Below are 25009 nucleotides of genomic sequence, written 5' to 3'. Positions count from 1 at the left end.
CCATTCTCTGGAGCAGTAATAAAATGAAAAGACAATTTTTCATGCGCGGATGGCTGGTCGCCGTGTTGGCGATCGCTATCACCGGTAATACCGCAAGCGCCCAGCTGAAGGTTGTAACCAGCACCTCTGACCTTGCGGAAATCGCCTCGGAAGTAGGCGGAAGAATGGTCACGACACGCCATGTCAGCGAGGGATACCAGGACCCGCATTTCGTTGAAGCGAAGCCGAGCTTCGTTCTCCAGCTTCGGAATGCCGATGTGTGGGCGTTCGTCGGCCTCGGCCTTGAAGTTGGATGGATGCCACTCCTGCTCGACGGCGCGCGCAATCCGAAGATCCGGCCTGGCTCTGTCGGATATGTAGATGTGTCTTCGGCTGTCCCCCTGCTGGATGTGCCTGCAGGAGACGTCGACCGAAGTCAGGGCGACGTTCACGCACTTGGCAATCCGCATTACTGGCTTCACCCCGAAAACGGGCGGCGCATTGCACGCCTGTTCCAGAAGCGATTCAGCGACTTGGATCCGAAGAACGCGGCGGCGTACTCCGCCAACACGCGCGCTTTCGAAGGTAAGCTCGACGCCGCCCAGCGTACCTGGAAACCGGCTCTCGCTATTATCGCGGGAAAGCCAGTCGTCGCGTGGCACACGAGCTGGAGGTACTTCGCCCAGTTCACCCGCATGAACATCGTCGGGTTCATCGAGCCAAAGCCTGGCGTTCCACCTTCGCCGTCGCACATTGCCGGCCTGATCCAGACCATCAAGCGCACGGGAGCAAAGGCGATCATCATGGAGCCGTTCTACGACCGGAAGACCGCTGATTTCGTCGCCCGCAAAACCGGCATCAAAGTGCTGATGCTGCCCCCCTCGGTCGGCGGAGCGAAAGGCATCAACGACTACGTACAGCTCCTCAGCTCGGACATTCAGCAGGTGGCGGCGGCAGTCCGGTGACGGCCCTAGTGTCGTTCGACAACGCGACATTAGGCTACGGGCGTCGCGTCATCCTTTCGAAGCTGACATTTTCGATTCCCGAGGGTGATTTTCTCGGGATCGTCGGGCCGAACGGCTCCGGCAAGACAACAATCCTGCGTGCGATCCTGAAATCGCTGAACCCCATTGGCGGCACCGTAACCCACGCGCCGGGATTGCGCTACGGATACGTCCCCCAGAGGGATCAGGTGGACTATAACTTTCCACTCAAAGTGCAGGACGTTGTCATGATGGGCCGCTACGACCGAGTCGGACTTGGCAGAAGGCCCGGCCGAAAGGATCGTGACCTTGCTCACGCGGCGCTGGAACACGTGGGGATTCTGGAGCTCGCCGAACAACCCTTGAACGCGCTTTCGGGAGGACAGAAACAGCGCACGCTCATCGCGCGGGCGCTGGTAGGCGATCCCAATGTTCTCATTCTGGACGAGCCAACCAACGGCATGGACCTCGTTTCCACTACGCAGATCCTCGGACTTGTCCGACAGCTCCACGAACGCGACGGACTGACGGTGCTGATGGTGAGTCACGCCTTGAATGAAGTGGCGAACTACGTCGAGCGGATAGCGCTGGTGATGAACGGTGGGTTCAGAATTGGTACGGTAGGCGAGATCATGTCGTCATCAGTGCTGAGCGACATGTATGGTATTCCGGTGGACGTAGACTGCGTGAACGGCCACCGCATCGTTGTCGCCAGGCGCGAGCCACTGGCGCCGGAAGCTCCACCTCCGGGCGCGTCTCCGCCTCGAGCGGATATGGCGGTGAGCGCAGCAATTGATTGACACCGTTCTGCTCTTTCGGGAATCGCTCTACGGGACCCTGGTGATTGCGGCAGCATGCAGCGTGCTCGGTGTGTATGTCGTTCTTCGGCGCATTGTGTTTGTCGGTGCCGCGCTCGCCGAGCTTTCGTCTGCCGGCATTGCCCTCGCGCTCTGGCTGGCCGGCCAGGGCTTCGCCATGGGCCTCACCACGCATCCAATCGCGGTTTCGCTGATGGTCACACTCGCGGGAGTACTGTTCTTCGGTTCCGGCAGCGGACGCGGGCGCATTCCGCCCGATGCAACGATCGGCGTCACATACGCTGTGGCGGGCGCCGCCGGCATCCTGCTTATCTCCAAGGCCGCCGCGGGGGAGGCGCATGACTTGTTCCTCCATGGCAACATCCTGGGGATAACCCGTGGGGACACGATTGTGCTGCTGGCTGTCGCCATTCCAGTTCTGCTCGCGCACATAATTTTCTATAAGGAGTTTCTTTTCGTTTCTTTTGATCGCGAGACCGCTAGCACTCTGGGCTTCCGCGCCGGATTCTGGAATCTGTTCCTGTACCTCACGCTCGGCCTGGTGATTGCGTTCGCGATGCAGTTTGCCGGCGTGATGCTCGTATTCAATTTCCTCGTGTTGCCGGCGGTCACGGGGTTGCTCGTTTCACGAACCATGGGCGGGACGTTTTTCTGGTCAGTTATGTCGGCGTTGCTTGCGGGCGTTCTCGGCTTCACGTTATCCGTCCCGTTCGACCTGCCGTCCGGACCGGCCATTATCGCCGTTTCGGGTGCGCTTGCACTCGTCGGTTTCTTCGTACGGCTGGCGCAGCGGCGTTAGCGGCGTCAGCGGCGCTGGCGGCTGGCGAGCGGTGCCCAAACTCAATGACTGCCCGTAAGTTGCGGTATCATGAAGCGTCAAGACGCCCTCGATTATCACTCGTCGGGACGGCCCGGAAAAATCGCCGTCGTCCCTACCAAGCCTCTCAACAACCAGCGTGACCTGGCGCTTGCATACTCGCCCGGTGTTGCGGCGCCATGTCTTGAAATTCGAGACAATCCGGAGGATGTCTACAAGTACACCGCCCGCGGAAATCTCGTTGCCGTAGTCACCAACGGCACTGCAGTGCTCGGACTCGGCAATATTGGCGCGCTGGCGTCCAAACCGGTGATGGAAGGCAAGGCGAATCTGTTCAAGCAGTTCGCAGATCTCGATGTATTCGATCTGGAAGTCGGGTCTGAGAATCCCGACGACGTCATCCGGTTCTGTCAGCTGTTGGAGCCTACGGTCGGCGGGATAAATCTCGAAGATATCCGCGCACCCGATTGCTTCTACATCGAGGAGAAGCTGCGGGAGACGATGAACATCCCCGTCTTTCACGACGACCAGCATGGAACCGCGATCATCTCCGGGGCTGCACTGATCAACGCTCTCGAGTTGACGGGCAGGGATATCGCGACGGTCAGATGCGTTTTCTCGGGGGCGGGCGCCGCAGCGATTTCCACGGCCGAGCATTACGTGAGACTCGGCGTTCGCCGCGAGAACATCCTCCTCACCGATCGGCAGGGTGTCGTCTATGCCGGCCGGCCGGGCGAAATGGATCGTTACAAGGCGCGGTTCGCAAGCGAAACGACAGCACGCAGTATCGCCGATGCTCTGGTCGACGCGGACGTGTTCGTCGGGCTGTCGGTAGCCGGAGCCGTGACGGGAGAGATGATCGCGAGAATGGCGAACCGCCCGATAGTGTTCGCGCTCGCGAATCCCGAGCCCGAAATTCTGCCGGATATCGTCCGCCAGGTGCGGCCCGACGCAATTGTCGCCACCGGCCGGTCCGACTATCCAAACCAGGTGAACAACGTGCTTGGGTTCCCTTTCATCTTCCGCGGTGCGCTGGACGTGCGCGCCACCGAGGTGAATGAAGCCATGAAGATGGCAGCCACGCGCGCACTCGCACTTCTCGCGAAGGAGGACGTTCCGGAAAGCGTCTCGCGCCTCTACGGTTTGCGCTCGGTGAGGTTTGGTCCCGACTACCTCATTCCGTTCCCCTTCGATCCGCGGATTCTGCTTTGGGTCGCGCCCGCTGTGGCGTGGGCGGCGGTGGCGACAGGAGTGACTAAGGAGTTCATCGATCTCGACGACTACCGCGAGAAGCTCGAGGTCCGGCTTGGACGCGCGCGCGGAATCATCCGCGGCATCATCAACCGTGCGGTGCGAGACCCGAAGCGGGTGGTGTTCCCGGAGGGAGAAGAGCCGAAAGTCATCCGCGCCGCGCAGATGCTCGTCGATGAAGGAATTGCCTTCCCGGTTCTGCTGGGCAATCCCGAGTCGATCAGGCGGATAGCACGGGAGAGCTCGATACCGCTTGCCGACATCGCGATCGAGGATCCAGCGACGTCAACACGCCGCGATGCTTACGCCGACTACCTGTGGCGGCGCCGCCAGCGCAAGGGACTCAGCCATGGCGAAGCGCACCAGCTTCTTTTCAATGGCAACTACTTCGGATCTGTCATGGTTGCGTGCGGCGACGCCGACGCGCTCGTATCGGGCGTGAACATGCACTATCCGGAAACCATCCGCCCGGCGCTCCAGGTGATCGGACCGCATCCACGGGCCGAAGTCGTGAGCGGCCTCTACATGCTCGTATTTGATAAACATGTTATCTTTTGCGGGGATACGACAGTCAATATCGATCCGTCCGCCGAGCAGCTTGCGCAGATCGCATACTCGGCTGGCCGGATCGTTCGTACTTTCGGGATCACGCCGCGAATCGCGATGCTTTCTTTCTCCAACTTCGGATCTGTAAGGCACCCTGAGACGGAGAAAATGGCTCGGGCGGTGCAGTTGTTGCGCGAGCTGGATCCGTCGATTGTCGTGGATGGAGAGATGCAGGCCGACACCGCGCTCGATGAAGACCTCCTGAAGTCGGCATATCCTTTCAGCTCACTCAGCGAGCGGGCCAACGTTCTGATATTTCCAAACCTGAGCGCAGGCAACATTGCGTACAAGTTGCTCAATCACCTGGGGGGAGCGGCCGCTATCGGCCCCATTCTTGTCGGAATGAACCGGCCGGTGCATGTGCTCGAGCGGGGAGCCGACGTGCAGGACATCGTCAACATGGCGGCAGTTGCAGTGATGGACGCGCAGGAGCGCACGAGCGGCGGTCGCAGCCGTGAGCTTTGATCCCAAAAACTTATTTGCAGAAGAGGAGTAGCGCACATGGCAACTGAGCTGAAAATGGAACCTGCTTCCGCGGTTCGTGAGAGCAATGTCGGACTTGGCCGCCAGGGATTGAAGCCGTCGGGCGAGGTGCACTGGAACCTGATCTCGCCTGAGCTGATGCAGGCTGCCTCGAGACGCGGAGAGGGCGAGTTTGCAGCGATGGGGCCCTTTGTCGCGGTGACGTCGCCCCATACCGGGCGTTCTCCGAACGACAAGTTCGTCGTCCGCGAGCCGTCATCGGAGAACGACGTCGAATGGGGCAAGGTCAATCAGCCGATTTCGCCAGACCATTACGAGGCGTTGCTGGCGGATGTGCGCGTGCACCTCGACAGTCGCGACGAGCTGTTTGTCGAGGATCTCTACTGCGGCGCAGATTCTTCGCACAGGCTGTCGGTTCGCTATGTGTCCCCGAATGCCTGGCACATGGCATTTGTGCGCAACATGTTCATCAGGCCGGAACTGACTGATCTTCCGACTTTCGACCCCAATTTCACCGTTCTGCACGCTCCGGAATTCCAGGCCGACCCGTCGCGTCACGGAACCCGCACCGGAACATTCATCGTCCTTCACATTGCGGAACGGACGATCCTGATCGGCGGTACGCGCTACGCGGGCGAGCTGAAGAAATCCATGTTCACGGTGATGAATTACCTGCTGCCGAAAGACGGGTTGCTTTCGATGCATTGCTCGGCCAATACCGGCAGCGATGGAGAGACGGCATTGTTCTTCGGCCTGTCAGGCACCGGCAAGACTACGCTTTCCGCCGATCCGGAGAGGTCTCTCATTGGCGACGACGAGCACGGGTGGTCGAAAAATGGGGTGTTCAATTTTGAAGGCGGTTGCTACGCCAAGGTGATCAACCTCTCCCCGGAGAGCGAGCCTGACATTTACCGGACGACGCAGATGTTCGGCACCATTCTCGAGAACGTCGTACTCGACCCGACGACAAAACAGGTGAAATTCGACGATCAATCTATCACCGAGAACACGCGCGCTTCCTATCCGCTCAGCTACATCCCCAACAACGTGCCTGATGGCCGCGGTGGGCACCCGAGGAATGTCATCTTCCTCACTGCCGATGCATTTGGGGTTCTCCCTCCGATTGCGCGCCTCACCCCGGAACAGGCGATGTACTATTTCCTCTCCGGGTATACGGCAAAGGTCGCCGGCACCGAGCGTGGAGTGACCGAGCCACAGGCGACTTTCAGCGCCTGCTTCGGAGCTGTCTTTCTCGTCTGGCCGCCGACGAAGTACGCCGACATGCTCGGCGATCTGCTGAGGGAACACAAGTCGAAAGTCTGGCTTGTGAACACGGGGTGGAGCGGTGGCGCATACGGCGTCGGCAAGCGGATGAAGCTCAGCTACACACGCGCGATGGTCCGGGCCGCGCTATCCGGCTCCCTCGACGGTACGCCTGACGAGCTCGATCCTGTTTTTGGTCTCGCGGTACCGACGGCCGTTCCGGATGTTCCGCCATCGATCCTGAAAACCCGTGACACATGGAGCGATCCAGCCGCTTACGATGCGCAAGCGAAAAAGCTGGCCGGAATGTTTCGCGCGAACTTCGAGAGATTCAGCAGTGCGGGAGAAGCGATCAAAAACGCGGGTCCGAAGGAATAGCAGAGCCCGTCGCGCATGCGATTTGAAATTCTGCGCGACCCTCTCTGGAACAACATCCGTGTCGATGAGCTGACTCTCAGCCTCATCGACACGGATATTTTTCAGCGCCTGCGTTACGTCCGACAGCTTGGCCTCGCGTATCTCGTTTACCCGGGGGCGACTCACTCCCGCTTCGAGCACGCACTCGGCGCGTATCATTTGTCGCGTGGCGCACTCGCGCTGTTGGCTGAGGAGGACGGCAGCACTGGCAGCGCGACCGAAGAACAGACGGTGGTTCGCGCGGCAGCCCTCCTGCACGATGTCGGACACTACCCGTTTTCGCACGCCCTCGAAGAGATCGGCCAGCTCCACCACGAAGATGTTGCGAGGCCACTCATAACCTCGGGGACGATAGCCTCGATTCTGCGTCAGGCAATTGGTGCCGACGCGCCCGAACGTGTTTTCGAGCTCATCCGCGGCACGAGCTCCAGTCCCTTGCAGGGACTTATCTCCGGCTCCCTCGATCTCGACCAAATCGAGTATCTCAAGCGCGACGCATTCATGTGCGGCGTGCCATACGGCGAAATAGATGTTGACCGCCTCACCAACTCGATGGTGATTCTCAACGATCCCGACACCGGTAAGACTGTGCTTGGCGTCCACGAGAAGGGGCTTTCGGCGCTCGAGTCGCTGCTTTTCGCCAAATACCAGATGTACCGGAACGTGTACTGGCATCACGCGGTACGCAGCGCGACCGCGATGTACAAGAGGATGGTGGATGACGCGCTCCGAGGCGGAGCCGTGGACGCCGCGTTGCTCGTGTCGTATACCGACGAAGGGCTGCTGCACCGGCTCGAGCATGCGCACCCGTCTTCACTGCTCGACGCGCTGCGAAGCAGGCGCCTATACAAGCGCGCGCTCGAATGGCCCGCCAGCACACTGGGCGACGGGTTCGGCGAGTGGATCGCCACCGATCGTGAGCGAACGCGGCTGGCCGAGGACGAAATCGCGAATGACGCCGGGCTGGCACCGGGTGAGGCACTGCTCGACTTCCCCGCCAAAACTCAGATGTTGGGACTGGACATTCCCGTCCGCCGCCGCGATGGCAGGGTGGAACGGCTTACTGGTGGTGGCTGGCCGGGAACGATGAATCTCCCGGCACTGTCCGAAGATCTCTATCGCAGCGCGCGCTGGCTGCGAGTGTTTGTTGCCCGGCCGGCCGAAGTGTCGCCCGCTAGGGTCAGGGCGATCCTTGACGCAGCCGCGTGAGCCGGCTACGACAAGCAGGTTCTTTCTGCTGTATTACCCGGCGCGGAAGGTGACCGAGGTGGTCCCGCTGAAAACCACGGGCATGCTCAGCGTCGATTCCCGGTCGCGGCGGGAGAGGCGGCGCGACTCGGCTGCGTCAGTGCTTAAACGCTGATTCTTCCGAAGTCTTCGAACAGCTTGAGGGAAGCAGGGTTTGCGAGCGATTCGATATTGGCAACCGGCCGTCCATGAACCGACTCCCGCACCGCCAGCTCGCTGACCTTTCCACTGATTGTACGCGGAATCTCCGCAACCTGGACAATTTTTCTAGGAACGTGCAGCGGGCTGGTGTTTTCCCGGACCTGCTGGCGGATGCGATCTCTCAGCGGCCCATCCAGCGACACTCCCTCGGCAAGCCGGACAAAAAGCACTACCTCGATATCACCTGAAATCCCGCCCCTGATTTCCCTCCCGACCGCGACGCTTTCGAGTACCTCGGCAATCTGTTCGACCTGCCGGTAAATCTCGGCAGTACCAATTCGCACTCCGCCCGGATTGAGAGTCGCGTCGCTGCGGCCGTGGATGATCACCCCATTGCGATCGGTAAGCTCTGCCCAGTCGCCGTGTCGCCAGACGTTGGGATACTTCTCGAAATACGCGGCTTGATATTTCGCCCCGTCCGCGTCGTTCCAGAATGATACCGGCATGCTCGGAAATGGCCGGGTGCAGACGAGCTCGCCCGGCTCGTCGATGACTGGCCTGCCAGCCTCGTTGAATACATGCACGGCCATGCCAAGCCCCCGGGTCTGCAATTCGCCGCGGTACACGGGGGCTGTCGGATTGCCGCACGCAAAACATGAAACGATATCGGTACCGCCGCTGATACTCGCGAGGTGCACGTCCGCTTTCACCTTTTCGTAGACGTAGTCAAAACTCGCTGGAGAAAGCGGGCTTCCGGTCGACAGAATGGTCTTCAGCGCCGACAGGTCGAATTTTTCGGCCGGCGTATACCCGTGCTTTTGACACATTGCCAGATACTTTGCGCTGGTTCCGAAAACGGTGACTCCCTCGCTCGCCGCCAGCTCCCATAAACTGTCGGAGCGCGGCGAGAACGGGCCCCCGTCGTAAAGAACAATCGTCGATCCGACAGATAACGCGCTCACCAGCCAGTTCCACATCATCCAGCCACAGGTGGTGAAGTAAAACACACGGTCTGTCCGCCTGAGATCGGTATGCAGGACGAGCTCCTTCATGTGTTGAAGGAGAGTTCCGCCGGCGCCATGTAGCAGGCACTTCGGCAATCCCGTCGTGCCCGATGAATACAGGATGTACAGTGGATGATCGAACGGGAACCGCTCGAAGTCGACAGGGTCGGCAACGGCGGGCGCAAAGGCCTCCCAGGTGAGCGCGTTCGGAATCTCCAGCAAATCAGCCTGAGCACCGCTGGTCACTACCACCACCTGCTCGATAGCTGGAACTCTCCTCACCAGCTCGGCCACGCGGTCGAGCGTTGGAATGCGCTTCCCTGCGTAGCTGTACTCGGCGCCGCAGAACAAAACCTTTGGCTCGATCTGACTGAAGCGATCGAGAACCCCCTGCACTCCGAAATCAGGCGAGCATGCCGACCATACGGCGCCCAGCGAAACCGCGGCAAGCATCGCGATTACGGACTCCGGAATATTCGGCAGAAAGCCCGCGACCCTGTCACCCTCGCGCACTCCCGCCGACCTCAGTGCCGCTGCAACCCGCGCAACCTGCTCGTGCAACTCCGCGTACGAGATGACACGCTGGCGACCCTGCTCGTTCCAGGCCACGATCGCATCTCCGTCGTCCCTGAAACGAAGCAGATTCTCCGCGAAATTGAGCCGGGCCCCGACAAACCATCGCGGTCCAAGCGTGGCGTCCGGCGGGCCCATCCGGTCCAGCCCCACGACCACCTGATCCCACGGCGAGCCGTCGCCACGGTCCTCGGAGATCACTCCACAGAACTGCCACACCGCAGGCCAGAACTCTTCCGGATGCAGCACCGACCAGCTGTACAATTCTTCGAACGACAGCGGGGAGCCGTCACTGGCGTAACGCAGGAACTCGGTCATGCGCGCGCCTGCGACGCGATCTTCGGGTGGCGTCCAGATGGGTTCGATGATGCCGACTGCGCGCGCAGCGGCATCTCCTACCGGATCCTTCGCAGTCACTGAGGCAGCCGCCGTCTCGTGTGGTGCCGACTACCGTGCGGAGTGGAGCTCAGCTCGACGGTGGACTGAACTGCTCATGTTGAATATCCAGCCACGACTTGTGATAATCCGGATCCTCGATCGACATCGCCGCTTTCGCAACCTTCAGCGGACGGAAGCTGTCCATCATCACCGCCAGCTCTTCTGTGTATTTGGCTCCCACACTCGCCTCCGCGCGTCCTGGATGCGGGCCATGCGGAATGCCATCGGGATGATGCGTGATGCTGCCAAACTCGATGCCCTTCCGGCTCATGAACTCGCTCGATGCGTAATACAGCACTTCGTCCGAGTCGACGTTGCTGTGATTGTAGGGCGCCGGTACCGCTTCGGGGTGAAAGTCGTAGGGCCGCGGGCAGAATGAACAGACGACGAACCCGTCGCCCTGAAATGTCTGGTGAACCGGCGGCGGCTGGTGAACCCGGCCGACGATCGGCTCGAAGTCGCGGATGTTGAACGCCCAGGGGTAGAAATAACCGTCCCAGCCGACGACGTCGAACGGGTGATGATCGAGCACCAGCTCGTTGATTCCGTCGTATTGTTTTACGAGAAGTGGGAAGTCTCCCTTTTCGTCATGTGACCGCAGCTCTAGAGGGCGCCTGATATCGCGTTCGGAATACGGCGCCCCCTCGACCAGCTGTCCGAACTCATTGCGATACCGCTTCGGGGACCGCACATGACCCCGGCTTTCCATTACCAGGAGCTTGGTTTGCTCCGTGCTCACATCGATGCGGTAACGATGCAGGATCCCACGGTGGATTACCAGATAATCGCCTTCGCCATAAGGAAGGTCGCCGTACACTGACTCGAGCACGCCGGCGCCCTTGGCAACGTAGACAAGCTCGTCGGCCTGCGCATTACGATAAAAGTGCTCGTCCTGTTTGTCCGGCTCGACATACAGCATCGCAATGTCCTGATTGAACAACAGCGGCATCCGGTCGAGCGTCGCGCTTCCGCCGGGCTTTACACGCGACGTCAGGAAGTGGCGGTGATGAAGCGTCTGGTCAGGATCTGCCACGTACTTCATTTCGGTTACCCGGCGAACCGACTTGACGGTCGTCGGTGGGTAAACATGGTAGAGGAGCGACGATGTGCCCGTAAATCCCTCGTGGCCCATCAACTCCTCGGCGTAGAGTCCTCCGTCCGGCTTGCGGAACGCAATGTGCCGCTTCCGTGGTATCGACCCGAGCGTGTGATAGTGTGGCATCTCAGTTGTTCCTCAGTTGTATGTCGTCGGGCACGCGATCACAGATTTCCGCGGAGTGCCTGTTCGCGCTCAATCGCCTCGAACAACGCCTTGAAGTTGCCGGCACCAAAGCTCTTTGCGCCCTTTCGCTGGATTATCTCGTAAAAAACGGTTGGCCTGTCCTCGACCGGTTTCGTGAAAATCTGAAGCAGATATCCTTCGTCGTCCCGGTCAACGAGGACTCCCAGTTCGCGAAGCGGACCAATGTCCTCATCTATATGGCCGACACGGTCGAGCACGCTGTCGTAGTACGTCGCCGGCACACGCAGGAACTCGACACCCCGCGCCCGCAGCTGGGTCACAGTAGAGATGATGTCGTCGGTAGCGATGGCGATGTGCTGAACACCGGGGCCCTCATAAAATTCGAGATACTCGTCGATCTGAGATTTCTTCTTGCCTTCAGCCGGCTCATTCAGCGGAAACTTTATCCGCCCGTTACCATTTGCCACCACCTTCGACATCAGAGCCGAATACTCGGTCGAAATGGCCTTGTCGTCGAACGATATGAGCTGGGTGAATCCCAGCACATTGGCGTAATACCCTACCCATTGGTTCATCGCCCCTAGCTCGACGTTGCCGACACAGTGGTCGATGTACTTGAGTCCTACCTGCGCCGACTGACGTGGCGACTCCACTGCCACGTAACCGGGCATGAACAGACCGCGATAGTTGCGTCGCTCCACCAGGCTGTGAATGGTGTCACCGTAAGTGCGAATGGCGGCAATCACGATCTCGCCGTTCTCATCCTGCATTACCTCAGGCACCCGAACCGGCAACGCACCACGGTCGACGGCAAGCTTGAACGCCATTCGCGTATCGTCCACCCATAGGGCAATGTCCTTCACTCCATCGCCATGGCGGTGGACATGATCGGCGATCGGCCCTCCCGATTTTATGGACGTCGTCAGGACGATGCGCACCTTGTCCTGCTGTAGCAGGTAACTCGCTCTGTCGCGCACACCTGTCTCCGGCCCTCTGTAGGCGACGACATCGAAACCGAAGGCCCCGTGATAAAAATGACTGGCCTGCTTCGCGTTCCCTACGTAGAACTCCACGTAGTCGGTGCCATTGATGGGGAACGTGTCTGGGGCAGTTTCGGCGTCAGGAAGAGTAGCAGTTGCCATACGATGCTCCGACTCGAGGTGAGAAATGCCGGCTGACACGACGGCGCTATTGCGTGTTGCGAGTCCTATGCCCGTTTACCGGAGTCCCTGCCCCGCGCTTCGGCAAGCTTGCGGGCAATGCCCCTGTAGAATGCAGCATCGGCCGGTTTCTGCTGTTCGTCGAGGCCCATTGCTGCCAGTTCGAGAGCATACAGGATATTCCCGAGGTACAGTTCTGCGACCCCGGAAACGCAATCGGAAACTTCATTTGCCGCTTCATCAGCCATGCACCCGGCCCTGGGGGACCGGTGTGACGTCTCCTGTAACAAACCGAGTATCCGCAGTGATGACCTTCACCACGATGGCGGTAATGTTGTCGATGCCGCCATTGTTGTTCGCGTCGGAGATCATCGCTCTCACGATCCGCTCTGGTTCAGCGCGCGACTGAAGCAGCTGCTGGAGGCGGCGGTCTTCCACCATCCCGGTTAGCCCGTCACTGGCCAATAGAAAAACGTCGCCGACATGCGTTTCGCCGGTCAGTATGTCCGGCTCGATGTCGCTGCTCATCCCTATGCAGCACGTGATGACGTTGCTTTGAGGATGATGCCGGGCCTGCTCGGCAGTGATCAGACCTGCGTCGACCTGTTCCTGAACCAGCGAATGATCGCGCGTCAGCTGGCGCATCGCGCCATCGCGGACCAGGTAGATTCGCGAGTCGCCTACGTGCCCAATCAGATATCTCGAATCCGAGATAAGCAACGCCGATGCAGTGCTCCCCATCCCGGTCTTCTCGAGCTCACGTCTGGTTCGCTCGAAAACCTTGCGATTGGCCGACCGGAGCGTGTCGGATAACCGGGGGCCCGACCCCTCCGCCGCAAGATCATTGAGATCGGAGAGCTCGCTCGAGATGAAGTCGACGGCCATCTGGCTCGCCACTTCACCAGCGGCGTGGCCACCCATTCCATCGGCGACTATGAACAGGCCGCGATACTCATTTGCGCTTACGTAGAGGTTGTCCTCGTTCCCCTTTCGCAGTTTGCCCGTATCTGTTTGTGCTGAAACGGCCAGATGCACTAACGCGCACTCCCCGCCTGTGGCGGGCAAGAAGGAATCAAGGAATGATCTCGCTTGTAATTGGGTTTGAGTGAACCAAGTTACCGCAGAGCCTGGGGAAGCGGCAAGCGCAGAACCGCGCGCGGCGAGGCGCGGGCGATTTGCAACATCCGGGCTCACAACCCCGTATTGCTCTCCAGGGTTGCGGGACGCGCTATTGAGCGGTATGGTACCCACAGCGGGCACCAAGCCCTGGCGGTCTGGGAGTGGTACGCAGGTTGCACTTCCCTCAGTCTTGCAATCCAGATTTCTGATTGCCAACCACCCTTCGGAGGAGAAATGAGTATTCTCGCATGGATCGTTCTTGGTTTGATCGCCGGTGCGATCGCCAAGGCAGTTATGCCGGGCAACGACCCTGGCGGAATCATCGTCACGATGATCATCGGAATTGTCGGTGCCGTCATTGGCGGTTTCCTCGGCAGCACTTTGCTGGGCACGGGTCTTCAGGGATTCTCGTGGCAGAGTCTTCTGCTATCGATTGTCGGCGCCCTGATTCTCCTCTGGATCTACCGCATGACCACACGCGGCCGAAGCCGCGTTCCGTAACGCTTTTCGCTTCATAAGGGTGACGGAGGGTTAGCTTGCCGCTCTGGCTCTACTGGATTCTGCTTGGCCTGGTAGCTGGAACACTGGCCAAGTTCCTGGTGCCAGGGCGGGACCCTTCGGGCTGTATCATCACCATACTTCTTGGCATCATCGGGGCTTTCATCGGCGGCTTCGTCGGAACAAGGTTTGGATGGGGTGCAGTGAACGCCGGTACCTTCGATTTCAGATCGGTCGCCCTTGCGACTCTTGGCGCCATCGTCCTTCTCCTCATTGGGCGCCTCGTTCGGCGTATCTGACAAGGCACCAATTTGTACTTCCGGTTTGTTGTGTCGACCGGATTTGTCGCCGCTGCAACGTGCCGTATCGGCCCAACACTGTTAGCCCTGAACACGCGATAGATTGACAATGTGAAGGACAGCATAGTCATCCGCGGCGCCCGACAACACAATTTGAAGGGGTTCGATCTCGAAATCCCGAGACGCACACTCACCGTCATTACCGGCCCGTCCGGCTCGGGCAAGTCTTCCCTCGCATTCGACACCATCTACGCCGAAGGCCAGCGCCGATACGTCGAATCGCTTTCAGCCTACGCCAGGCAATTTCTGGAAAGGATGGAGAAACCCGATGTCGATTCGATCGACGGTCTCTCACCTGCCGTCGCCATCGAGCAGCGGAATCCAACGAGGACATCCCGCTCGACGGTCGGAACCGCCACGGAAATCTACGACTACCTGCGGTTGCTCTGGGCCCGCGTAGGACACACCCACTGTCAACTTTGCGGGGGCGAGCTTAAACCCGACACGGTTCAGTCAGTATCCGACACCGTGCTCAAACTTCCGGCGGGAACCAGGTTTCACGTAGCGTTCCCGCTCAGGATTTCGGCGCTGGTTACACACAAAGTGGTCGCCGAAAATCTGCGTGCACAGGGGTTCCTGAGGGTCAGCGTTGACAAGCGAGTGATACATCTCGATGATGTCGACGCTGAGCGCATCGATCTTGCCGCGTCTCCGGCGGTGCTGGTGGTAGTCGACCGGCTGGCCGTTTCTGATGTGGTCGCCGGCCGTCTGAGTGACGCGGTAGGCACGGCCTTCGCCGACGGAGATGGCGAGTGCGTCATAATTCTCGCGGATAACGACGAGCAGCTGCGCTTTACTGAACGGTTCGAGTGTCCTTACGACGGAACGCAGGCGCCCTCCCCCTCTCCGCAACTGTTCTCGTTCAACAATCCCCGCGGCGCATGCGAAAAGTGCAACGGGTTCGGCGCTACGCTTGAGTACGATCTGACACTCATCGTACCCGACCCGTCGCGCACTCTCCGCGATGGCGCCATCGATCCGTGGACAAAACCGCGGTATGACAACAAGCGCCGCGCCCTCGCCGATTATGCGCGCCGCGAAAAAATTCCGATGGACCGTGCCTGGCAGGATCTTTCTGAAGATCAGCATGAGTTTCTCCTCAATTCGAAGACGCGCGGTTACAAGGGAATCGTGCCCTTTCTGCACGAGCTCGAGGAAAAGAAGTACAAGCAGTACATCCGTATTTTTCTGCGGCAGTATCAGACGGCGCAGCCATGTGCGGTGTGCATGGGCTCGAAGCTCAAGCCAGCGGCATTGAACGTTCGTGTCGCCGACCGCACCATCGCCGAAGTTGCCGGAATGTCGATTGGTTCGTTGAGTGCCTGGCTCGATGCACTGTCGCTGTCGCAGTTCGAGCAACACATCGCCGACGCGATTCTGCGCGAAGCACGAGACCGCGTTCGTTTCCTCCGCGATGTGGGCCTCGATTATCTATCGCTCAACCGCGCGACACGGACACTGTCGGGCGGCGAGGCTCAGCGAATCGGTCTGGCCAACTCGCTCGGTTCGCAACTGGTCGATACGCTCTATGTCCTCGACGAACCCTCGATTGGATTGCATTCCCGGGACATGAGCCGACTACTCGGCCTGCTGCAGCGGCTCAGGGATGCTGGCAATACGGTACTCGTGGTCGAGCATGATCCTGCCGCAATCGAGGCAGCCGATTACATGGTGGAGCTTGGCCCGGGGAGCGGGGAGCATGGGGGCAGGATTGTTTTCTCCGGCCCCATTTCACGAATCAACGAGAGCCCGCTGACAGGTCAGTATCTCACGGGTGCAAAGGAGATCCCCCTGCCCGCCGAACGCAGAAGAACGGGCCCGCGGTGGATAACGCTCTCCGGGGCCACCGAGCATAACCTTCAGGACGTCAGCATCCGCGTGCCCCTCGGCGCACTCACGGTTGTCACGGGCGTATCGGGCTCTGGAAAAAGCACGCTCGTGCATGACGTGCTGTACCGCGCACTCGAAACCCATCTCAATGGTGGACACAGCGCCAAGCGGCACCTGGGCGAATCGGTGGGTGCGTTCTCGAGCATCACCGGCTGCGAGGGAATCGACGAGGTCGTGATGATCGACCAGAGCCCGATTGGCCGCTCGCCCCGGTCGAACCCGGTGACGTACATCAAGGCATTTGACCAGATCCGGTGCATCTTCGCCGACGCCCCGCTCGCCCGCCAGCGCAAGTATTTGCCTGGCACGTTCAGCTTCAACGTCGTGGGCGGCCGTTGCGAAGAGTGTGAAGGCGCAGGGTCGATCGAAGTCGAAATGGTTTTCATGGCCGACGTGCATGTACCCTGCGATGCATGTGGTGGAGCGAGGTACAAGCCGGAGGTTCTCGATGTCAAAGTCAGCGGGCGGAACATCGCCCAGGTGCTGGAGCTGACGGTCGATCAGGCAATCCGATTCTTCCCGCGTGAAGAAAAACTCGGTCAGGCGCTTTGGCAGCTCCAGCAGGTGGGGCTCGGTTATCTGCGACTTGGCCAGCCCGCCACAAATCTTTCCGGTGGCGAAGCCCAACGTGTGAAGATTGCGCGGGAGTTGTCTCTTTCGACGAGAAAGCGCGGGCGCAAACTATATATCATGGATGAGCCGACAACTGGCCTCCATCTCGATGACATCCGCAAGTTGGCGGAAGTGATCGACCGGCTGATCGATCAGGGCCACACGCTGCTGTTGATCGAGCACAACCTTGAAGTGATAAAGCTCGCCGACTGGGTAATCGACCTCGGCCCGGAAGGCGGCGTCGGCGGAGGTAAGCTGGTTGCAATGGGCCGGCCTGAAGCGGTCGCCGCTGTGCCCGAGTCGCACACCGGAAGGTGGCTTGCCCCCCTGTTGAAAAAAACCGCCCTCCCAGTGCCGGCCGAGGAGCGCCTGGCGCTGGCACGTTAGCGGTTCTGCTGGATCGCCTTGACGATCCGCGTGACCATTGCCCTGGGAGTCAGTCGAACCAGCTGGACCATCACTCTGTCGCGAACTGAAGGGATGGCGATTCTCTTTCCGCGCATCGTGGCTGCATAGCCATACCGGGCAACCTCGCTCGCGCTCGCCAGGCCCGCGTGCACGAAAAGCCTGGAGTTCGACATCCGCGCCGTGTCGGCAAAGTTGGTTGCCGTGGGGCCGGGACATAACGCAGTCACCGTTACTCCAGTGCCGCGCAGTTCCTCTGATAGCGCCTGTGAAAAACTGAGAACGTAGGCCTTTGTTGCATAGTAAACCGCCATCAGCGGGCCGGGCTGGAATGCTGCTGTGGATGCAACCTGCATTATTCCTCCTGCACGGCGCTCCAGCATTCCAGGGAGAAACAGCTTCGTCAGGTGAGTTAGAGCCGCGATATTGACCTGAATCATGTCGAGCTCCCGCTTGCCGTCGGTATTGCTGAATTCTCCTCCAAGACCGAAACCCGCATTGTTGATCAGGAAATCGATATGAATGGCTGAATTCCGGACCTCATCGAACAGCGCCGCCGGTGCATTCGGATCGGACAGATCGGCGACCATGACAGTTGCAGAAACGCCGTGCTGTGCCTCTAGCATTTTGGAGACGGTCTCGAGGGTCTCTCGATGGCGGGCCACGAGAATGAGATCGTGGCCGTGGATCGCGAATTGTCGCGCAAGCTCGAGTCCGATGCCCATTGAAGCGCCGGTCACGAGCGCAGTGGTTCTGTGCGGGGAGGGAGACAGGTCAGGCATGGCTTTGGTTGGTCACGAATGAATCTACTGAACTGGTGCGAAAACGCTGGCTGCGAGCGCACTCGCGGTTGATTTAGCTATCCTCGTACCCTAGTTTTCCGAGACCATTCCCGAGTAGCTCAGGTGGTAGAGCAGGTGACTGTTAATCACCGGGTCGGGGGTTCAAGTCCCTCCTCGGGAGCTCAGACGCGGCTCCAGTGAATATTGTCAGGACGGGCGCTTCCGTGAGGGAGCGCCCGTCTTTTGTTACTATCGACTGACTGGATTTACTGTGATCTTTCACCCGTTGCAAGTTGCTCAGCGAGCGCTCTCCCCCTTGTAGACCACGCCGCCTCTCATCACGAATGCCACCCGCTCCGTGCTCCGGATGTCACTGAGAGGGTCCCCCGGAACCGCCACAATATCAGCCAGTTTGCCGACAGCGAGCGACCCAACGCGCGCCTCCCACCCCAGAAGCCGGGCCGCATTCATCGCCCCCGTTTTGAGCGCGGCCAGCGGAGTCAGCCCGCCCCAGTCCACCATCAGCCAGAACTCGCGTGCATTCGTTCCATGAGGGATCACCCCAGCATCCGTTCCGAACGCAATCGGAACCCGATTGGCGGCAGCAAGCCGGATTCCTTTCCTCATCGCTGCCGCCGCGGCAATCGCCTTCTCCGCCCGAAGGCCCTTGAGAACGCCGTTGCGAGCAAAGCGATCAACAGCTTCGCCCGCCATCAGCGTCGGCACCAGATACGTGCCGCGCTGCGCCATCATCCTCGCCCCCTCGGCGTCGAGAAAAGACCCGTGCTCGATCGAGGCAACTCCAGCCCGCGTTGCTATCTTGATGCCCTCGGTCCCATGCGCATGCGCGGCAACCTTGCGTTCCAGCTTCCCGGCCTCATCCACCATCGCCTTCATCTCCTCGTACGTGTACTGCGTTGCACCGACCGCGTCTCCCTCGGACAGAACGCCTCCCGTCGCACAGGTCTTGATAACGTCCGCCCCGTACTTCACCTGGTATCTCACTGACGCCCGTACCTCTTCGGCGCCGTTGGCGACGCCTTCCTTTACTCCCATTTCCAGCAGCCCGGGCCGAAATCCGTTCTCATCACAATGGCCTCCGGTAATGCCAAGCGAATGTCCGGCGCTTTGCATCCGCGGCCCGGGTATCCGTCCGTCATCGATTGCCTGTCGCAAAGCGATATCATCGAAGTCACCCGACCCTACGACGCGAATCGTCGTAAAGCCCGCCATCAATGTCTTCTCGGCGTTCGCCACACCAATGATCGCGCCGTAAGAACGGTGATCCTTTACGACCGCCAGATCGGCCATCGGGTCGCCAAGCGTACGCCCGATGATGTGCGTGTGCGTGTCGATGAACCCCGGCAAAAGCGTGGCATCGCCCAGATTAATGACACGCGCTCCGGCCGGAATCCGTACGGATGCAGTCGTCCCGACAGCGACGATCCGGTCGCCCGTAACGACGATCACCGCGTTCGCAACCGGGCCGGCTCCAGTGCCGTCGATCATCCGCGCGGCACGGAGAACGGTTGTGGGCGCGGCTTGCTGCTGGCCTGAAGCGACGGATGTCGACGCGAGCACGACTGCGGTGGCCATTGTCAACAACACGCGGTGACGCCTGAACATTCGCGCAAGCTTCTCGATGTCGTCTCTGTACATGGGGCTCACTGGTAAAATTGTTGACTGGTTAACGCCGGACTAAGCAGACGGCGCTACAAACGCGGCGCCGCCCTGGGAAAATCAATCACCTGCCGGCTCGTGTCGCGAGACCCGATGCTCCGGTAAGCACACGAAGTGCCTGCGGAGAGCAGGAGATGTTCAGTGCGCGTGACGTCGCATGGTGAATCTCTCCATCGGCCTGGTAGGATGGAGGCTCGGTAAACCTGACCTCAAAGGCAGCAGATGTGCTGGTCGTCACTTCGCGGAAACTCCCGTGCGCTCCCCGGGAAGCCGCTGCCAGCAACGCAATCCTGCGGTGCACGGCAACATCCAGAATGGAAATCGCTTCGAGTTGGCCATCGACCACCGACGCACCTGGCGCGATCGTGAACGCGCCCCCGAAGCGTGGCGAGTTGGCGATCACGAGCATCATGTGCCTTCGAGCCGTACTGCCGGCTACTTCGATATCCAGCCCGCGGTAACGCATCAGGTTCTGCAGTGCCGCAGCAATGTACACGGCATTGCCACGCAGCCGCCTGGACCGTGCCACTCGCTCGATAACCGCAACGTCAAACCCGAATCCGCACGAATTGAGAAACCAGGTGTTCTCAATTCTCCCAGCGTCCACGCGAATCTCGGAATATTCCTTCGAGAGGCGGGCGATCTCCTGAATGCCTATGCGAGCTGTACCGAGGGTCTTGGCAAAGTCGTTGCCCGTCCCCGCCGGCAGGATTCCGATCCTGATGTCGCTTCCGTCAGAGAGAATCGCGTTTGCAATGTTGCTGCTCGTGCCGTCCCCGCCAACCGCCACAATCGTAGTGAATCCCGAGCGTATTGCCCGCGTCGCCAGGTCGCGCTCTTCGCCGGCCGAGCGCGTCACGAAAATGTCGCCTACTCCCACGCCGCTGAAAGCCGTACGCACCTGCGGCAGCATGCGCGCACCTCGCCTCCGGCCCGCCGCAGGGTTCAGGATTACACATACACGCTCAATCATCGAAGCGCCACCGAGTGCCGTTGCTAATCCCGCGAAGGTTCAGCCTGGTCAGGCAGCGATTCATCCTTCCAGGGCATTGCGGGCACGGCAGCCGGCAACGCGAATGGACCCGCCTTCAGCAGCGGCCAGACGCGCGCATTATCCGCATCCCTGAATGAGAAGATTGCCATCCCGGTAACCCCGCGACTGCGCGCGAGTCGCACCTGCTTGAGTATTTCGTTCGCACCTTTGCTGGCGTCGATTCCGATGTACATGTGCCGTCCTGTGTCCGCATCATCCCCCGCGAGGTGCTCATCGAGCATGCAGTTCCAGTCGATGCGGGCACACCGAACGCTCTTGATCTTCGAGTATGTCATCGGCACCAGCACATCCATATAACCATCTCGCGCCCAGGCCCGGCTGTCCTGCATCAGATCCTTCGCGCCCGACAAAGTGCGCCACTTCCAGATGTCGTCATAGATTCCCCATACCGCCGCCGACATCACGAGCTCCGGATCCACAGCTGTTACACTATCGTGGGTTTCGCGCACCATCTGATTCACAAGTCCGATGCGGAACTTGAGCCAGTCAGCGCGATTCAACGCCGGATCTCGCCCAAATCCGGCCCGGCTCGCCGAGTCGTGCGACCAGGCCGGGCCGGGGTAACGGATACGGTCGAGATGGATTCCATCGATTGCATATCGCCTGGCAATATCTGCAGCCACCGCCGCGAGCCTCGTGCGCACCTCAGGGTACGCCGGCGACAGCCAGACATACTCTTCGCTGTTCGGGCATGGCAGCCGCCTGCCGGTTCGGTCACTCATCACCCATTCGGGATGATCCAGCAGCACATGCCGCGGGTTACCGGAATCCGGCTGCGGAATCGCTCTGCATTGCCCTTCGATGCCTGCCGGCCGCGCGGTCAGTGCATTCAGGTATGCATGCACCTCAAGCCCGTGGCGGTGGCCTTCCCGGACCGCAACCTCAAGCGGATCGTAGGCCGGCGTCCCCCCGAGCCTGCCGCAGAGGAGAGTGGCGCACGGCTCAATAGACGATCTGTAATACGCGTCGCCGGCCGCGCGCGCCTGAAAGTAGATGATGTTGAAGTTCGCGCGCGCGGCTGTCTCCATGATACGGCCGATCTTCGCTTCCGAGTCATAGTCGAACCTCGTCACCCAGAGAGCTCGTGCCTCGCCCGCGGTCTGCTGAAAAATTTTGTCGGATTGCGCCGTCTGGGTGAGACGGGAGTTCACCTCCGGCGACGCACCTTCAGTCTTTGCCGCGCGAAGGTGCGCTGACTGCATTCCGAAAAGCAGCGGAAGAGAAACGGCAAGGATGTTGGGCGAAAGCTTCAAAGCCAGATCCCGGTGAAATTATGAAAAGCAGCCGCTGCACCTCCGCGGGTGTGGTGCAGCTATTCGAAACAACTATTATGGAGAATGCACTCGCCCCGAAGTCTTCTGGTCCTGGCGGCTATTTTCATCGTTGCCGGAACGATGCATTTCGTTGCCCCAATGAGTTACGCCGCCATCATGCCCTCATGGATTCCGTACCAGATCGAGCTGGTGTATGCCACAGGTGTCCTCGAGATGACGGGTGGCGCGGGGTTGCTGGTGCGGCCTGTTCGAAGATGGGCGGCCATTGGTCTTATACTCCTTCTCATCGCAGTGTTCCCCGCGAATGTGCAGATGCTGGTGGATGGATTGTCGAGCGCGGTTTCGCCGGTTCGGAAGGCACTTCTGTGGTTGCGACTTCCGCTCCAGCCGCTGCTTATTGTCTGGGTTTTCAGAAGCGCTCTAAGCCGACCTTCCTGACGAGCGTACTGAAACGCGCATCACGCCGCACAAGGTCCCATCGGCGGTCGGACAGCAGCAGGACCATGTATGCGCTCCGGGCCTCGTAAGCACGCTCGAGCCAGGCAAAGCCTGCGTCACGGTTGCCAAGCCGAAAATGCACAGCCGCAATCGCCTCTGCACCCACATAGCTGGTTGCTGACTTTTTCTCCAGCTGTTTCAGAATTGCGGCCGCAGCCTGTCGATTCCCGCGCGCCGCTTCCGCGCTTGAAATGGCCGAACGCATTCGATTCCCCATTTGGGGCGCTCGGCGGAATGCGTCGATTGCTTCGTTCACTTTACCCTGCTCGAGCAACGCATTTCCGAGACTGAGAAACGCATCGGCATAGTTCGGATTCAACTCAATGGCGCGTTTCGATTCGCGTATTGCCAGGTCGTACTCGCCCCGGCTCGTATGCATCAGCGCAACTGACACGGTACGCCCGGCGGAGAGCGGCTCCAGAGATTGGGCCTTCCGAATAACGACCATCGCCGAGTCGAATCTTCCAGCCGCCTTTAAAAGATTGCCGTAGTATCTGTATGCGTAAACCCCATTTGGCTCGAGCCGGATTGCCTCCTTGAGCTCGCGCGACGCAGCATTGAAGTCCCAGTCGAACCACAGGTGCACAGCACCGAGTGCCGCCCTTGCCTCGGCCAGTGTCGAGTCACTGCGGATTGCGCGACCGGCAGCCAGCTTCGCGGTTGGGTATGCATCGCGCGGAGCAACGAAGTCATCGGCCAGTGCAATCCAGGCAAAGGCAACGCCGGCCCACGCCCGTGAATAATCCGGATCCTTCTCGAGCGCCTGCCGATAAAACTCGAGGCCCTTCCTGATATCCGGCTCCGAATTCCGATTTACAAGGAAGCGACCCTTGTGGAAGAGATCATTGGCTTCAATCTCGTCGGTACCGCGTTGGGAAAGCCGGACTTCGTCCATACGCGTCAGTTCGAGCTGCAAGGCATCGACGACCGCGCGCGAAATCGAGTCCTGTACAGCGAAAACATCTTTGATTGTCCGCTCATAGCTCTGTCCCCAGATGCTGAGCCCGTCGACTGCGTTGGTGAGCTGCACCTGGACGCGAAGACGATTACCGTCGCGGCGAACGGTGCCTTCGAGCAACGTGCCGACGTTCAGTTTCCGGCCGATCTCGCGTGCGTCTCCCTTTACACCTTTGAAAGCGAAAGCCGACGTGCGCGAAGCGACGCGAAGTCCCGGCATCCGGCTCAACGCGCTCGACAGCTCGTCGGTCATTCCATCCGAAAAATATTCGTCTTCGGCCGCACCCCTGACGTTCACCAGAGGAAGAACCGCAATCGATTTCCGGTCACGGGCAATCGCGGCGGGCGTGACAACCGCCTCAACCGTATCCTTCCCGGCGACAATGACGGCGTTCGACCTTGCGCGCGCCGAGCCAAATGCAGCGATGGCGATAAGAATCGCTGCGACGACATACCGCCGCCGTATAGTGATGAAGCGGGGCCGCGACGGTGACTGCTGCCCGTCAATGTCGGTGACATCCAAACCCACACCCTGTGGATGAGGCATTACCGGTGCTGTTGCCAGGGGAGTGACCCGCGGTTCGGAAACAACCGACATACTGTCCAGACGCGCGATCAGATCGACGGCGGTTTGCGGACGATCGGCTGGCTGTTTCGCGAGGCACTCCATCACGAGTTCCGACAACCGCGGAGACAGGCTCGCACGCTTCAGCGAAATCGGTATCGGCGTTTCTGTAACGTGCGCCGCCAGCATTGCCTGCGGTGAGCGCGCGGCGAAGGGCGGCTTTCCGCTCAGCATCTCATACGCCATCGCGCCGAACGAGTAGATATCCGCGCGATGATCTGTGTGAGGATCGGCTGTTGCCTGCTCGGGCGCGATGTACGCGGGTGTGCCGAGTGCCATGCCAAGCGAAGTGAGGCCACTGACGTTCGACTCGGATGTCGATGCGGATAGTGCCTTTGCGACACCGAAGTCGGTCACCATTGCCGCACCGCCAGAGAGCAGAACATTGTCGGGCTTGATGTCGCGATGCACCACCGAGTGCGAGTGTGCGAAAGCCAGTGCGGACGCAACTTCACGCAGTATTCGCAGAGCCTCGGCAAGGGGCAGGCCCTCATGCCCCGACATGCGTTCGCGCAGTGATTCGCCATCCATGAATGGCATCACGTAGAACTGAAGGTCAGCGCTCCCACCGGCCGAGAGGATCGGTACGATGTGCGCGTGCTGAAGCCGCGCGAGAAACTGTATTTCCCTCCTGAACCGCTCGACCTTGACGCCCGCCGCCAGGTCCGGAGGCAGGACCTTGATGACGACTTTGCGGCTCAGCGAAGTATCGGTCGCGACAAAGACGCGCGACATTCCGCCGCCCTGCAACTCCTGGTCGAGTACGTATGCAGTGCCCAGAACCGACTGCAGCCGTTCGCGCAAATCCATGGATTGCATTGCCCCCGTCTAT

20 protein-coding genes and 1 tRNA gene are annotated in these 25009 nt (G+C 60.1%); 11 read left to right on the top strand and 10 right to left on the bottom strand.

Annotated features, from left to right (window positions below; all coding sequences use genetic code 11):
* Positions 1-23: 23 nt before the first annotated feature.
* From WKF55_09695 to WKF55_09670, 6 genes are all read left to right on the top strand, one after another.
* Entirely contained in the window at positions 24-944 is a 921-nt protein-coding gene (locus tag WKF55_09695; protein MEJ7759845.1) for a metal ABC transporter substrate-binding protein, read from the top strand.
* The gene (locus WKF55_09690) at positions 941-1762 is read left to right on the top strand and encodes an ABC transporter ATP-binding protein (GenBank protein MEJ7759844.1); all 822 of its coding nucleotides are present in this window, start codon (positions 941-943) and stop codon (positions 1760-1762) included. The genes WKF55_09695 and WKF55_09690 overlap by 4 nt, the downstream gene beginning before the upstream one ends.
* On the top strand, positions 1755-2579 hold the full coding sequence (locus WKF55_09685) for a metal ABC transporter permease (protein MEJ7759843.1): 825 nt from the start codon (positions 1755-1757) through the stop codon (positions 2577-2579). Before WKF55_09690 ends, WKF55_09685 begins: the two co-directional genes overlap by 8 nt.
* Before the next feature lie 69 nt (positions 2580-2648).
* The gene (locus WKF55_09680; GenBank protein MEJ7759842.1) at positions 2649-4919 is read left to right on the top strand and encodes an NADP-dependent malic enzyme; all 2271 of its coding nucleotides are present in this window, start codon (positions 2649-2651) and stop codon (positions 4917-4919) included.
* Between the two features lie 36 nt (positions 4920-4955).
* Entirely contained in the window at positions 4956-6578 is a 1623-nt protein-coding gene (gene pckA, locus WKF55_09675; GenBank protein MEJ7759841.1) for a phosphoenolpyruvate carboxykinase (ATP), read from the top strand.
* Positions 6579-6593: 15 nt separating this feature from the next.
* Entirely contained in the window at positions 6594-7826 is a 1233-nt protein-coding gene (locus WKF55_09670; protein MEJ7759840.1) for an HD domain-containing protein, read from the top strand.
* Positions 7827-7969: 143 nt separating this feature from the next.
* On the opposite strand, the gene WKF55_09665 is transcribed toward WKF55_09670, so the two are convergent.
* The 5 genes from WKF55_09665 to WKF55_09645 all read right to left on the bottom strand — a co-directional run bounded on the left by WKF55_09665 (position 7970) and on the right by WKF55_09645 (position 13459).
* A complete protein-coding gene (locus WKF55_09665; protein MEJ7759839.1) occupies positions 7970-10000 on the bottom strand; it encodes an acetoacetate--CoA ligase in 2031 nt (676 codons plus the stop codon).
* A gap of 49 nt (positions 10001-10049) precedes the next feature.
* Positions 10050-11243 (bottom strand): homogentisate 1,2-dioxygenase, encoded by a 1194-nt coding sequence (locus WKF55_09660; GenBank protein MEJ7759838.1) that lies wholly within the window; start codon positions 11241-11243, stop codon positions 10050-10052.
* Between the two features lie 38 nt (positions 11244-11281).
* A complete protein-coding gene (gene hppD, locus WKF55_09655; protein ID MEJ7759837.1) occupies positions 11282-12406 on the bottom strand; it encodes a 4-hydroxyphenylpyruvate dioxygenase in 1125 nt (374 codons plus the stop codon).
* 65 nt (positions 12407-12471) lie between these two features.
* The gene (locus WKF55_09650) at positions 12472-12672 is read right to left on the bottom strand and encodes a hypothetical protein (protein ID MEJ7759836.1); all 201 of its coding nucleotides are present in this window, start codon (positions 12670-12672) and stop codon (positions 12472-12474) included.
* Positions 12665-13459, bottom strand: a complete 795-nt coding sequence (locus WKF55_09645; protein MEJ7759835.1) for a Stp1/IreP family PP2C-type Ser/Thr phosphatase — start codon at positions 13457-13459, stop codon at positions 12665-12667. The genes WKF55_09650 and WKF55_09645 overlap by 8 nt, the downstream gene beginning before the upstream one ends.
* 318 nt (positions 13460-13777) lie before the next feature.
* Between WKF55_09645 and WKF55_09640 the strand changes: the two genes are divergently transcribed.
* The 3 genes from WKF55_09640 to uvrA all read left to right on the top strand — a co-directional run bounded on the left by WKF55_09640 (position 13778) and on the right by uvrA (position 17289).
* Positions 13778-14044, top strand: coding sequence for a GlsB/YeaQ/YmgE family stress response membrane protein (locus WKF55_09640; GenBank protein ID MEJ7759834.1), 267 nt, complete (start codon positions 13778-13780; stop codon positions 14042-14044).
* A 35-nt stretch (positions 14045-14079) separates the two neighbouring features.
* Positions 14080-14340: a GlsB/YeaQ/YmgE family stress response membrane protein gene (locus tag WKF55_09635; protein MEJ7759833.1), complete on the top strand. Its 261-nt coding sequence runs from the start codon at positions 14080-14082 to the stop codon at positions 14338-14340.
* A gap of 111 nt (positions 14341-14451) precedes the next feature.
* Positions 14452-17289: an excinuclease ABC subunit UvrA gene (gene uvrA, locus WKF55_09630; GenBank protein MEJ7759832.1), complete on the top strand. Its 2838-nt coding sequence runs from the start codon at positions 14452-14454 to the stop codon at positions 17287-17289.
* On the opposite strand, the gene WKF55_09625 is transcribed toward uvrA, so the two are convergent.
* Positions 17286-18089 carry an SDR family oxidoreductase gene (locus tag WKF55_09625; GenBank protein ID MEJ7759831.1) on the bottom strand — a complete coding sequence of 268 codons (804 nt, stop codon included), beginning with the start codon at positions 18087-18089 and terminating at the stop codon, positions 17286-17288. The genes uvrA and WKF55_09625 overlap by 4 nt on opposite strands.
* A 108-nt stretch (positions 18090-18197) precedes the next feature.
* Here WKF55_09625 and WKF55_09620 point away from each other — a divergent pair.
* Positions 18198-18270: transfer RNA gene (locus WKF55_09620), tRNA-Asn, on the top strand.
* A 116-nt stretch (positions 18271-18386) separates the two neighbouring features.
* On the opposite strand, the gene WKF55_09615 is transcribed toward WKF55_09620, so the two are convergent.
* The 3 genes from WKF55_09615 to WKF55_09605 form a co-directional block, all read right to left on the bottom strand.
* Positions 18387-19748 (bottom strand): amidohydrolase family protein, encoded by a 1362-nt coding sequence (locus tag WKF55_09615; GenBank protein ID MEJ7759830.1) that lies wholly within the window; start codon positions 19746-19748, stop codon positions 18387-18389.
* Positions 19749-19833: 85 nt separating this feature from the next.
* Positions 19834-20742: a diacylglycerol kinase family protein gene (locus tag WKF55_09610; protein MEJ7759829.1), complete on the bottom strand. Its 909-nt coding sequence runs from the start codon at positions 20740-20742 to the stop codon at positions 19834-19836.
* A 23-nt stretch (positions 20743-20765) separates the two neighbouring features.
* Positions 20766-22076 (bottom strand): family 10 glycosylhydrolase, encoded by a 1311-nt coding sequence (locus WKF55_09605; protein ID MEJ7759828.1) that lies wholly within the window; start codon positions 22074-22076, stop codon positions 20766-20768.
* An 84-nt stretch (positions 22077-22160) separates the two neighbouring features.
* Here WKF55_09605 and WKF55_09600 point away from each other — a divergent pair, with 84 nt between their 5' ends.
* Complete coding sequence (locus WKF55_09600; GenBank protein MEJ7759827.1) at positions 22161-22535, top strand: DoxX family protein; 375 nt, start codon at positions 22161-22163, stop codon at positions 22533-22535.
* Here the strand turns inward: WKF55_09600 and WKF55_09595 are convergent.
* Complete coding sequence (locus WKF55_09595; GenBank protein MEJ7759826.1) at positions 22507-24996, bottom strand: protein kinase; 2490 nt, start codon at positions 24994-24996, stop codon at positions 22507-22509. The genes WKF55_09600 and WKF55_09595 overlap by 29 nt on opposite strands.
* Positions 24997-25009 lie beyond the last annotated feature (13 nt).

This window comes from Gemmatimonadaceae bacterium, from assembly GCA_037721215.1.
Taxonomy (GTDB): Bacteria; Gemmatimonadota; Gemmatimonadetes; order Gemmatimonadales; family Gemmatimonadaceae; genus UBA4720.
Note: the sequence above shows the minus strand (reverse complement) of the source record. Positions and strands in the feature narration are given on the sequence as shown.